The organism is Micromonospora sp. D75 (assembly GCF_018070405.1).
Lineage (GTDB): Bacteria > Actinomycetota > Actinomycetes > Mycobacteriales > Micromonosporaceae > Micromonospora > Micromonospora chalcea.
Genome location: NZ_JAGPXV010000132.1, coordinates 1 through 11,124 on the forward strand (window position 1 = coordinate 1; position 11,124 = coordinate 11,124).

Sequence of the window (11,124 nt, forward strand, 5' to 3'; positions counted from 1 at the left end):
CAAGTAACTGCAAGCTGCGGCAAGCGCTGCCCGCCCGCATGAAGTGCGCCGTAAACGACGGTCGACGGAACAAGTTGCGGCGGGCGGCGCTCGCCGGAGAACTTTGGTGACGGGAGGGGTGAGGGTGCCCACGTCGGTGCTCCTCGCCGTCCTCGCCGCCGCCGGTCTGCTCGCCCTCGCTCCGGCGCTGGTCCGCCGGTACGACGCCACCGAGCGGCTGGTGGCGGAGCGGGCGCAGTCGACGGCGCGGGTGCTCCAGCGCCAGCGTCGACGGCGCACCGTGCCCGGGCGACGGCCGCTGCACCCGCCGCGCTCCCTCGTGGTGACCCTCAGTGAAGACTCCGACACGGGTAGTCTCGCCCGCCCGGTCTCCGCGCCACCGATGCGCCGCCGTTCCGGCCGGCTCCGGCCCGTCTCCGCCGTCCCGGCCCAGTCCCGCCGACGGAACTCGCCCCGGCGGCGGCACACCCCGGCGATCTACCGCCGGCGCCGGGTGCTCGCCGCGCTGCTGCTGCTCAACCTGGTGGAACTGGGCGGCGTGGTACTTGTCGGACCCGGGTTCTGGATCAGCGTCTCGGTCACCGGCACGCTGCTCGTTGCGTACGTCGTGCCCCTGCGGCAGCGTGCCCTCGCCGAACGTCGGCGGCGGCGCGCGGACGCCCGGGAGGCGGCCTGGCTGGCCGCCCGCCAGGCCGAGGTACGCCGCGAGCAGGCCCGGCGCGCGGCGGCCCGGCGGGAGGCGCAGCGCCGGCTGGCCGCCCAGCGCGAGGCGGTCCGGCGTACGGCGATGGGGCTGGACCGTCCCGCGGACCTGCCGCCCGCGGCGAGCGGCGGCTCGGTGTCCTACCGGCGGGCGGGTGGCCTGCGCGGACGCCCCTACCAGTCCGGCCGAGGCGCCTGACGCCCTCGCCCGGCGCGGCCCTCGTCGCCCGCGGCGGGCAATCTTGGAAGAAATGGGTCGCTCTGGGAGCCGCTTTCTTCCAAGATCTACGTGGGCGGTGGGGCGGTTCGCGTCGTGGGGGCGCTACCTGTTAGCCTTGTCGCCGGCCCACCCGGTGAAAGCTGGGTGGGACCGACGCCGGTTCGCCGGCGGAGGGGCTGTGGCGCAGACCGGTAGCGCACCTCGTTCGCATCGAGGGGGTCAGGGGTTCAAATCCCCTCAGCTCCACCCAGTTCAAAGGCCGTTTCCGATAGTCGGAGACGGCCTTTCTGATCTTGTGCAGCACTGAAGTACAGCAGCTCGCAGGAGCTGCCCGCGACTGTCATGACGGCCTAACCTCATCTAGCACGTCATGTATGACGTATGCTCGACGTTGACAGCTTCTAGCGGTCCGCAATTGAGAGAGGGCCCGGGGTGGCCGCCCCGAGCCCTCTAATGGAACCTTGCGCAGTGGTTCCGGGTGTTACCTGGCCCCCTCCCCCGTCGGGGTGGGGGCCTCACCGCATCCGCCGACGATCTCCTCGCCGACAGTCGCAGCGTCGGTGCCGGTGATCACCGGCACCAGCAGAGTGGTGCCGATCTTCACCAGGAAGACGACCACCACCCCGCCGACCCTCCGCCAGAACGACGCCTGCCAGCGGGCCGGTTGAGGCGCCGGCCTGTAGGGCCGACGCTTCTTCTTGCGTGTCACTGCGTGTTCCTCTCCGGTCGAACCTGGTTGGGGCACGGCCGAGGATGATCCCTCGTTCCCCGCGGGCGAGCGAGGCGTTCCACCATGAACTTGCAGCAACATCACTAATCCTACTGTGCCGCCCGCTGGTTCCCGTCCTTCGGTGCCGCGCCCGTGGGACCTGTTGTCCGATGTGGGCTTAGGCGTCCGTCGTCCTGCTGGTCAAGAGGATCTCGGTTTCCGAGCCCGACCACTGTGGTCGGCCCGGGATGCCCGGCGAGGGCGGCGCAAGGTCGCGCTGCGCCGTGCCCGGGGTAACGCAAATTCGGCGAGCGTGACCGACCGGCCTGTCGTCGAAGCCAAGCGCCTCCAGGCTGAGCAGGCACTGGCCAAGGCCGCGACTGTGCAGGAAGCGTCAGGAGAACTGCTCGCCGAGCCGGGTGAGAGCTGTTTCGGTCGCCTCCGAGGCGACCTGGGCGTAGACGTTCATGGTCACCGCGATCTGACTGTGCCGCAGGATCCGCATCATGACCCTGGGGTGGACGTCGAGGGCCACCAGCAGGGTGGCGCAGGTGCGCCGGGTGGTGTGCACGGAGATCTCCCGGACGCCGGCCTTGCGGCAGCGGGTCTTGAAGTCCCGGTGGAAGTTCCTCGGCTCGACCGGCGTCCCGAGGCGGGTGGTGAAGACTAGGCCGTTGTCCTGCCAGGCCCGGCCGGCGTGGTCCCGGTGCCGCTGCTGAGCCTCCCAACGGAAGCGCAGGGCCGTGGCACAGACGGCCGGCAGGGGCAGAGTGGCCTCCGATGCCTCGGTCTTGGTCTCCCGGTGCAGGAGCTGCCGGAGGATGCGCTGGAGCTGGTAGGTCACCGACAGCTCGTTGGCGGCCAGCCGCGCGGCCACGAGCCCGCGTGGCGCAGGGCAAGCGCACGCCGGGCGCGTCGGCGAGCTGGCGGCGGTCGCGGGGTTGCGGTTAGGGCGCCTCCGGCGGGGCCGCTCCGGCTCCAGGATGGCCGAGGCTCCGCCGCCGGGTCACGGTCCGTGAGTGGTTGCGGTAGGCCATCCCGCCTGCCATCGACCCGGGCAAGCCGAGCAGACCCCCGCCCGGCCCGCCAGCGTCCGCACGAGCCGTCAAGGTCCGCTTGACGTGGCGGGCCGGGCGGCAGCCCGCTCTCCCAGGGGGCGGGTCGATGGCAGACAGTGAGGATGGTGGGGTGGGTCGCCGGGTTGGTCTGACTCACCGGCAGACCGACGGTTGCTGTCCTGATCCCGATTCGTCGGCCGGCTCGGTGACCCCGGCAACTGCATGTCACCGGTCAGGCGTCCTGACTTGATAGGAGCCTGTGCGAGAGGCGCCCACCACTGTGTTGTCGGATCGCCTGACCGGTGACGTGTCCACGTGTTCTCGACGCGACCGAGAAGGGCGGACCTCACCAGCATGGCAGCGAAGAAACGATCGGTCATCGGTGGCGTCGACACCCACCGCGATACCCACCACGCGGCGATCATCGACAGCACCGGCGGTCTCCTGGCGGATGCAGAGTTCCCCGCGACCAGCGACGGCTACGCGGACCTGCTGGCCTGGATGCGGTCCTTCGGTCGCCTGGTAGCGGTCGGGGTCGAGGGCACTGGTAGCTACGGTGCTGGCCTCGCCCGTCACCTGGGCAGCCGCAAGGTAGCCGTGGTCGAGGTAGACCGTCCGGACCGCAGGACCCGCCGGGCCAAGGGCAAGTCCGACCCCATCGACGCCATCGCCGCCGCCAGGGCCACCCTCGCCGCCGCCAGGGCCACCCTCGCCGGCACGGCCATGGGCATCCCGAAGACCCGTACCGGTCCGGTCGAGGCCATCCGCGCCCTACGGGTCGCCCGCCACGGCGCGGTCAAGGCCCGCACCGCCGCGATCAACCAGATGCGGGGCCTGGTCGCCGCCGCCCCGGAAGCACTCCGGGCTGAGCTGACCAAACGCAGCGCCGCTGTTCTGGTCAACCGCTGCGCCATCCTCACCGCCGACCTGAGCCGACTCCACGACCCGGAACAAGCCACCGCTGCCGCGCTGGCCGGGCTCGCGCGACGAGTGAAAGCTCTGACCGAGGAGATCCGTGCTCTCGACCGGCAACTGACACCGCTGGTCCGCCGGACCGCACCTCGCACCAGCGCCCTGTTCGGCGTCGGCACCGACGTCGCCGCTCAACTCCTGACCACTGCCGGCGACAACCCTGACCGGCTCCACTCCGAGGCCGCCCTCGCCCACCTCTGCGGAGCGGCACCCATCCCCGCCAACTCCGGACGGGTGCGCCGCCACCGCCTCCACCGAGGAGGCGACCGCGGCGCCAACCACGCCCTGCACACCATCGCCTCTGCCGCCTGCGCTACGACGAACGCACCCGCGCCTACCAGCGACGACGCATCACCGAAGGCCTCAGCAAACAAGAGATCCTGCGCTGCCTCAAGCGCTACATCGTCCGGGACATCTACACCGCCCTCCGCGCAGACTTCGCCGCCCTGACCACTTGACCCCCATAGGAGCATCGGGATGACAGGTTTCGCAGGGACGTGCTGGTCACCGAGCCGGAAGACTATCTCGTCCCCGAACTAGCCAACTCACGCACTGGAACGACCGGAAAGAACCCGTATCGTCCGCGGTTACTCTTCGTGAACTGGTAGATCGTCGCTTCGCCGTCAATGTCTGTTGGTGGCGCGACGTTCTCCAGGATGACCGCTTGTCCAAGGAATCTGGACGCAAGATATCGGAAGAAATGGCTGGCCACGTCATTGCCCATAATTCTCTCGTCCTCGGCCCCCTCCGGTTGCTTGTAGGTTACAAGAGGCGAGTCCAAGACCACGAACCCGGGGTGTGGAAGATCGCGCATAATGCACCACTGAGCCAGGCCCACCGTGAATGCCGCATGGAGAATGGCACGCATACCCTTGCCGTGGGCAGAGCGTGGGATTCCGTTCATGTTGATGTCACAAGTTTCGGAGTCGAAGGATACATGGCGGAGTTCCGGAATTCGCCATTCTTCGAGAATCTCGGACAGTAACTCACCGAACTCTCGGGCCACGTCGCCGCCTAGGGCGGTTGCCGGTACTGAGATCGGCTCGTCTACGTCGCCCAAACCCGCTTTTAGATTCTCAATGTGCTCAATCTGCTGGTAGGCCGCTATTTTGCGTTCGAGACCGCCCTTTGCGTCTACGAGTTCCCTCAACTGTCCACGCTGGGGCGAGAGCTGCTCGTCCAATGCTCTAACGGAATCACGAGCGCCTTGAATTTCTACTTCAAGAGCCGACAGGGCGCCTAGCCCGCTTTCCCGTTCGGCCTCCAAGTCCTGAATTGCCAACGCGAGGTCAGCTTTCAGGCTCAGCGTCTTGCTCTGCTCAGCCTGAACTGCCTCAGCGAACAGTGTTCTGTCCTCTGCGCGATGGGCAGCGGGCGATTGATGTTCAGGAGTAGAACCGCAGAAAACGCAGTCCCCGACATCAAAGTATCCGAGTAGCGTGCCGGCTTCCTCAAGCATATCCAGCCGCTCAAGGTCGGAGTTGTACTTTTGCAGCAGCAAGCCGAAGTTGCTGAGCAGTTCACTAATCTCATTTACGCGAGAGCGCTGTTCGTCATATTGACGCTGAAGCTGTCCAACTTCTTCCTTCAGGCTGGCCTGCTCATCAAGGTAGCCGTCGAGGGAACTGGAAACGCTCTCTATCGAACGCTCCAGCCTTGCTAGTCGAGACTGGGCCTCAGAGATGCTCTCGGAATCGCCGAGCGCCTGTCGCAGTTCACTGATGATCTGCTCCATAGCGGCACGTCGCCCTTGGTTGCGCTGACGCTCTGCCGTTGCTGATTTCGTTGTGCGGGGAAGGTTAGAGTCGTCGTCGCCCTGCAGGACGAATTTCAGTACAGATCGTTCGGTGGTGCGAGAGATGAACTGGCCGCTGAGGGCCGGCGGTGCTTCAGAAACGATATCAGTTTCGCTGACTAGAAAGAGACGAGAGAGAAGGCGAAGTGTGAGGGAGACCGTTTCGTTTCGATCGTTCGAGCGAACCCAGCCTTCGTTGATGCCCATTTGGGCAAGGAAGAGAGTGGAGATGTCGTTCCCGGACTTCTGATGCCGTGGTGATAGCGTCCTTGGTCGTCCAGTTCGCTGCAGCCCATCGTAAACGCGAAACTTCGCTGCACTCCTGCTTTGTTCTATAGATCTTTCTAGCGTCAAGCCAGCTGGGCTCCTGGAGGACACCAGCGATAACAAACCGGTGTCGTAGCCCGCCGACTCGGTTATGTACTTTAGATCCGACGCACCTAAGAGGTAGTTGATGAGGTCGAAAACATAGGTTTTTCCGGTATTTGAGGCGCCGTAGACCACATTAAGTCCTCGGCCAAAATCAAGCTCGGCAGGTTCTTGGTCAGCGCCAATAGCAGCGAGCTTTTTGACCTGTATGCTAGTCATCGGTCCCCCCGGCTCCTGTTGCTGGGTTCTGGGAAATCCAGCGACTAATCAGAGCCCTCAACTGTGGCTCCTCTGAAGCCTCGTTCGGCTCTGGCAACTGGTCTATAACCCAGTTTGCTCTTGCTCGCAAATTTTCTGCGTATGTCGAACCTAGAACGGACACAAAGGGTGCAGCGTTTTCGGAGGCTAGAAATGCAAATCCTGCATTCGTTGGTCTTGCAACTATTAGGCCAGCACGCATCATTGCATCGATGCCCGATTTGATTAGATCCCGTTTTACGGCCAGTTCCCCGATAGCCCCTGGAAGTTCTGGGTGGATGCTGTCAGGCCCGTCATTCTGCCCAGTGTGGAGTAGGGCATGGTCTAGCTGAATAAGGGCATCAAGGTCAAAAGCGCGCGGAAAGGCGCTCGAAAGCACGAAGACCACGCGCAGCCCGACCTCCAATGGACTGTTGAGCGGCGGTGTGATGCTCATTGGCACCATCGCAGTCGGTCGTCATTGGCCAGCTGGTGGCAAATCCCCTTTTTGTCCCGCGCCTGCCAAACAGATATCAACGCATTGGTGGTGAGGTTGATTTGTTGAGAAGCGCTAAGGACCTTTTGGAGCCGTTCATAGCCAGATGTGTGATCTTCGTCGTGTATTTCCCTGACGCCCTCATGGACCTGGTCCTGCAGGTTCTCGAACGTCATCGGAGGCACCTTGTCGCGATAGAAGATTCGGAAGGTCTCGGCGCAGTAAAAGTACTCTCGCTGGCTACGTAGATGCGCGTGAGCCTTCGGATGTTCGGCTAAATCATCGATGGATCTCGCCGTCGTCCCAAATCTTTCTGCATAGACGTCGTAGAGCTGTTCCAGGTAGTTTGCTTCTTCTGGAGTTGGTTCTACGGGAGGTGATTGGGCGGGTGGCGCGGCGGGTAGCGGAACGGCAAATCGGACTGTGTGCTGTGGTGAGTTCTTGTGTTGTTCCAACAATTCAGCGGGTGTCGACGACTGAAAGATGGAGAAATCTATCGTCTCCGCATATGCGGCAATCTTGTCTCTTTCGTCATTGTTATTCGGGGGTCCAACCTTGCCCTCTGCTAGGATCTTTAGGAAGGCTGCCTTCAGTTCGTCGGGCCTCAGAAGCATCTGTTCGAGTGTTGGACCCAGGCCGCGAGGTGCCATGAAGTGGTATGTCCGCGGCAGCGTGTAATACCCGGATTCGGCGTATCGCAGCACTTTGTATATCTCGGGCCATGCGTCGGTTGGCATTAGCGCGTCTTTGTAATGCTTGCATTGAAAGCAATCCCATACGCCGCCGAAACCTGCGGCTGATTCGAAGCCAGCGATGTCCACGCCGTGGTCGTTGGCTCCCCCGAATCGCCTCACTTTGTGGTACGGAAGCGTTCTCGCCCACTCGTGAATAAACTCTTCCCACATAGCCGCCGTGTAGATGAAGAGCTGAGCCTCGGGAGTGAAGCGAGGCCCTTGCGCAGCTGGCACCACGAGCGCAACGCCAAGAGGCTCGGGAGGGACTGAGAGCAGATCCGCCTCAGCCGGGTAGGGGCCTGCCAAGGAGCGCTCCTTCGGGAGTTCGCTGCATCTTGCCTGCTTGTTCCACGCAGGGTAGAGCAGACGTTTGCGGAGCGATAGATCGAGTGACTACATCCCGACAGGTAGTGGTAGGCCACTGGGCCACCATGCTAAAGGAGCAAGCTGGACCTTCGGGTGCGATATGCGGGCGGTCTACCGAGGCTGCAGGTCAGCGACGTACACGCCCTTGCCTTGTCGGCCGTCGATCAGGCCCGCTGCTTTGAGTAGGAGCATGGCGGCGCGGATCACGGTGTTGCTGACCTTGTAGTGCTCGCAGCCGGCGGCGCAGGCCCCGCCCTCGGCGGGGGGATACTACAAGCTCAAGACCGTGTTCCGCGGCGATGACGAGTGCCTGGAGGGCAACCGCGTCGACGGCAACTCGACCCTCGCCGGCGCCGCGTTCCAGAACACCTGCCAGGACGTTGACGGACAGGCCTGGAGTTTCACCAAGCGCCCCGACGGCTACTACACGCTGCGGACGAAGTTCCTCGGCAAGGAGAAGTGTCTCGAAGGCAACCAGCTCGCCGGGAAGGTCCTCGGCGGCGCCGCGTTCCTGGACACGTGCCGCGAGGTCACCGGACAGCAGTGGAAGCTGGTCAAGGCAGGAGACAACCTCTTCCGGCTGCAGACGAAGTTCCGGGAGAAGGAAGGCGAATGCCTGGAAGGTAACCGATTCGCGCCGACGTCCGTCCTGAAGGGTGCGGCGTTCACCGACAAGTGCCAGAACGTGACCGGGCAGCTCTGGTACCTCACCGCGATCCCTGCCTGACGACTGCACTGACGGCGGGAGCCCGGACTTTCGTCCGGGCTCCTACCGCGCCACTCATAGGCGGTCTTTCGAACGCGCCGGCGTCAGTCGAACAGCTGGTCGAGCGCTTTCTGTTCGAGGTCACGCCAGCGCTGGACGTCCTTCAGCGCCTTGGCGATCTCCTTTTCGTCGAGATGGTGGGCGCCTTCCTCCCGGATGCACGCGACGCTGAACGGCCTGCCGACCGACGGCGAGGTCTGCTCCAGCGCCTCCAGCACCCGTACCACGCCCACCACGCCGTACTCGACGGTGCGCTTGGTCATCCGGAAGTGGGACAGCAGCGCGCCGGCCTGCTGGGCCATCGGCGCGCCGGAGCCGATGGCGTGGAAGCCCACGTCCTCGTAGCGGCCGATGAGCCCGTTCGGGTTGATCTCCACGATCCACGGCCCGCCCTGGCTGAAGCCGGCCGCGAGCAGGTAGGCCGACACTCCGCCGCCGGAGCCCTCGCCGGGCACGTCCGGGATGTAGTTCTCGTAGTGCTTCTTGAAGACGGGCAGGACGCGCTCCTGCAGCTCGCCGCCGATGTCCGGCGCTTCGAGGATGGCGGTGGCCGAGTCCTGGAGGAGAGGGCGCAGGTCGTTCAGCACTCCGCGCGCGCCGCTGCCGCCCCAGGCGGCGCAGTCGCCGAGCGGGTGCAGCTTCTGCGCGGGGAAGCTCAGACCGCGGTCGCTCTCGGTGATCTGGGAGTCCGCGCCGATCACCACCCCGTCGCTGCAGACAACGGCGAGTACGACGGTCATGGGGTCCTCCTGTGCAGGGGTGCGGGGTTGGGGCGCGAGGTACCCGGCATCCCGCCTGCCTACACCCGGCAGGGACGTCCGTGTGGCGGCTGACACCGGTCGCAAGCCGGCGGTGCCCAGAATCAGACTGGGCGGTCTCGGTGAAGGCGCCACCCGGCAAACCCAGCGCCCGACAGCAGGGCGGTGGCGGCCACGAGGTTGAATACCGCGACGCGCTGCGCGCCGTGGTTCTCGGCGTCCTCCACCCCCGGCGCGAGGTCGTTGGGGTTGTAGCGGATGCGTACTCGATCGCCCTCGTCGAGCTCGGGGCTGCAGCTCGTGCACTCCGCGCTCAGGGGGTCGCCGCTACGAGGTGTGAACTCCACGGTGACCTTGCTGGCGCGTCCATGACGGTTGACGTCGACGACTGTGGCGTCTGTGGTGAGGCCGCGGTTCGCGAGGCCAATCGCGGTCGTGCCGTTATAGAAGGCGGCGCAGCACATGAAGGCGGAAGAAGCGGTGAGGATGATCAACGCGCCAATCAGCTTGCGTTGTCGCGGGTGAAGTTGTTCCCAACTTTCGTCCACGTCGCGATGCTAAGCACCGACGTCAACGGTGATGCGCTACGACGACGGCTCGTGGAAGTAGACGGTGGCCGCGGCGAGGAAGAACGTGACCGCGTACGTGAACCGGCCTGCCTCGACCGCCTCGTCGAACTGCTCCTCGAACGCGCGAGCTTCGGCGGGGTCGAGTACGCCGCGCTGAGCCGCCGTACCGGCCCAGCTGCGCAGGCCGAGAACGTTGTCGGCGGCGTTCGGGTTCCGAACCAGCAGCGTTCGGGGCTCGACGGTGACCTCGGCCAGGCCGAGCGTGGCGAGAATTCCGGCGTGCTGGTGAGCCAGGGTACCGTTGCGGAGCAGGCAGTCAGCCCGGAACCTCAGCACGCGTCGGGCCAGATCCTGGTCGGCGATGTCGAGCACCTGCGTGTCGTAGTCGGGGTCGGCGAGAACGACGCGGCCGCCCGGGCGGACGACCCTGGCGAGTTCCCTGATCGCCGCGCGGGGATCGGCGAGGTGCTGCACGGTGCGGTCGGCCCAGGCACCGTCGATCGAGTCGTCGAGGAACGGCAGCTGATGCGCGTCGGCGACGGCGCACCGGGTCAAGTCACGGCCTCGCATGGCCAGAGCCATGGTCAGGGAACGATCCACCGTCAGCACGGTGACGTCGTGATCGTCCCTCAGGCGGACCGCGCTCGCCCCGGTGCCCGCACCGACGTCGAGGTAGCGCCGGCCGGGCGACGGGCGGAGCAACTCGCGTACCCGCTGCTGGTATGCCTGGTAGAAGGGCTCGCCGGTCAGGCGGTCGAGCACGCCCACCCACGATTTCGGGTCCGGCTGCCGGTCGACATCGGTGAATCCGTGCACGGACTGGAGCCTATTGCGCCGCTGTCGGTTGAACCCGCAGCGCCGACGCGCGTCAGCGGGGCCGCTTGTCCTCGACGTGGACGACGGTCAGCTCATGGCCGTCTCGATCTCGCTTGCTGCGCCCGTACAGACCGACAGCAAGGTCGCTGTCGTCCGAGACCTCGTCCGGGCCGACGTAGGTCAACACGTCGTTGTGATGGCCGTAGACCGCCCAGCCGGGGCCGGGTTCGAGCGTGACGGTACCGAAGTCCGCAGACGGCGAGCCGACGTGGACGGGGCCGTACTCGCGCAGGATCTCGACGGCCTGTGCGGCGAGGTCGACGCCCGGCTCGGGGTGCGGCAGGACGACGCACGTGCCGTGCGCGAACACGACCCAGGACTTGCCGTCTCCCAGGATGATGCGACGCCAGGTGTCGGCCAGGTTGTCGTCGGACATGAAGCTGATCATTGCCGAGTCCGTGCGCCGTCGCTACCCGCGAACCGTCCCGCCGCCGAACCATCTGGTCAGCGCACCCTCCAACGTCCGCTGGTCGTCGCCCACCCAGACCACGTGACCG

General features: G+C 65.4%; 10 protein-coding genes, 1 tRNA gene and 3 pseudogenes. 4 read left to right on the forward strand and 10 right to left on the reverse strand.

Features of this window, described 5'->3' with window-relative positions; all coding sequences use genetic code 11:
* Positions 1-118 precede the first annotated feature (118 nt).
* Together KBX39_RS10970 and KBX39_RS10975 are read left to right on the forward strand one after the other, a co-directional pair.
* Positions 119-901 (forward strand): hypothetical protein, encoded by a 783-nt coding sequence (locus KBX39_RS10970; protein ID WP_210870329.1) that lies wholly within the window; start codon positions 119-121, stop codon positions 899-901.
* A 193-nt stretch (positions 902-1,094) separates the two neighbouring features.
* Positions 1,095-1,168, forward strand: a tRNA-Ala gene (locus KBX39_RS10975).
* A 235-nt stretch (positions 1,169-1,403) separates the two neighbouring features.
* Here KBX39_RS10975 and KBX39_RS10980 read toward each other — a convergent pair.
* Both KBX39_RS10980 and KBX39_RS33255 read right to left on the reverse strand, forming a co-directional pair.
* The gene (locus tag KBX39_RS10980) at positions 1,404-1,631 is read right to left on the reverse strand and encodes a hypothetical protein (protein ID WP_210870331.1); all 228 of its coding nucleotides are present in this window, start codon (positions 1,629-1,631) and stop codon (positions 1,404-1,406) included.
* A 394-nt stretch (positions 1,632-2,025) separates the two neighbouring features.
* Complete coding sequence (locus KBX39_RS33255) at positions 2,026-2,508, reverse strand: tyrosine-type recombinase/integrase (RefSeq protein WP_312247081.1); 483 nt, start codon at positions 2,506-2,508, stop codon at positions 2,026-2,028.
* Positions 2,509-3,043: 535 nt separating this feature from the next.
* Between KBX39_RS33255 and KBX39_RS10990 the strand changes: the two are divergent.
* Positions 3,044-4,119: pseudogene (locus tag KBX39_RS10990) on the forward strand (IS110 family transposase).
* A gap of 62 nt (positions 4,120-4,181) precedes the next feature.
* Here the strand turns inward: KBX39_RS10990 and KBX39_RS10995 are convergent.
* The 4 genes and pseudogenes from KBX39_RS10995 to KBX39_RS34045 all read right to left on the reverse strand — a co-directional run.
* Positions 4,182-6,044: a hypothetical protein gene (locus KBX39_RS10995; RefSeq protein ID WP_210870332.1), complete on the reverse strand. Its 1,863-nt coding sequence runs from the start codon at positions 6,042-6,044 to the stop codon at positions 4,182-4,184.
* Positions 6,037-6,528 (reverse strand): ABC-three component system middle component 2, encoded by a 492-nt coding sequence (locus tag KBX39_RS34220; protein WP_369010109.1) that lies wholly within the window; start codon positions 6,526-6,528, stop codon positions 6,037-6,039. Before KBX39_RS34220 ends, KBX39_RS10995 begins: the two co-directional genes overlap by 8 nt.
* The gene (locus KBX39_RS11000; RefSeq protein ID WP_210870334.1) at positions 6,516-7,598 is read right to left on the reverse strand and encodes an ABC-three component system protein; all 1,083 of its coding nucleotides are present in this window, start codon (positions 7,596-7,598) and stop codon (positions 6,516-6,518) included. Before KBX39_RS11000 ends, KBX39_RS34220 begins: the two co-directional genes overlap by 13 nt.
* Before the next feature lie 171 nt (positions 7,599-7,769).
* Positions 7,770-7,901: pseudogene (locus KBX39_RS34045) on the reverse strand (GntR family transcriptional regulator); the annotation flags it as partial.
* Positions 7,902-7,929: 28 nt separating this feature from the next.
* On the opposite strand from KBX39_RS34045, the pseudogene KBX39_RS11010 reads away from it, so the two are divergent.
* A pseudogene (locus KBX39_RS11010) lies at positions 7,930-8,385 on the forward strand (RICIN domain-containing protein); the annotation flags it as partial.
* 83 nt (positions 8,386-8,468) lie between these two features.
* Here the strand turns inward: KBX39_RS11010 and KBX39_RS11015 are convergent.
* The 4 genes from KBX39_RS11015 to KBX39_RS11030 all read right to left on the reverse strand — a co-directional run bounded on the left by KBX39_RS11015 (position 8,469) and on the right by KBX39_RS11030 (position 11,003).
* Positions 8,469-9,164 carry a proteasome protein gene (locus KBX39_RS11015; RefSeq protein ID WP_166455813.1) on the reverse strand — a complete coding sequence of 232 codons (696 nt, stop codon included), beginning with the start codon at positions 9,162-9,164 and terminating at the stop codon, positions 8,469-8,471.
* Between the two features lie 122 nt (positions 9,165-9,286).
* Complete coding sequence (locus tag KBX39_RS11020) at positions 9,287-9,730, reverse strand: DUF3592 domain-containing protein (RefSeq protein ID WP_210870338.1); 444 nt, start codon at positions 9,728-9,730, stop codon at positions 9,287-9,289.
* Positions 9,731-9,766: 36 nt separating this feature from the next.
* The gene (locus KBX39_RS11025; RefSeq protein ID WP_210870341.1) at positions 9,767-10,567 is read right to left on the reverse strand and encodes a methyltransferase domain-containing protein; all 801 of its coding nucleotides are present in this window, start codon (positions 10,565-10,567) and stop codon (positions 9,767-9,769) included.
* A gap of 52 nt (positions 10,568-10,619) precedes the next feature.
* Entirely contained in the window at positions 10,620-11,003 is a 384-nt protein-coding gene (locus KBX39_RS11030; protein ID WP_210870343.1) for a hypothetical protein, read from the reverse strand.
* Positions 11,004-11,124: the final 121 nt, after the last annotated feature.

Coding starts and splice junctions, on each gene's coding strand:
- KBX39_RS10995 (WP_210870332.1), bottom strand. CDS start 6,044: ATGACTAGCATACAGGTCAAAAAGCTCGCTGCTATTGGCGCTGACCAA.
- KBX39_RS34220 (WP_369010109.1), bottom strand. CDS start 6,528: ATGGTGCCAATGAGCATCACACCGCCGCTCAACAGTCCATTGGAGGTC.
- KBX39_RS11015 (WP_166455813.1), bottom strand. CDS start 9,164: ATGACCGTCGTACTCGCCGTTGTCTGCAGCGACGGGGTGGTGATCGGC.
- KBX39_RS11030 (WP_210870343.1), bottom strand. CDS start 11,003: ATGTCCGACGACAACCTGGCCGACACCTGGCGTCGCATCATCCTGGGA.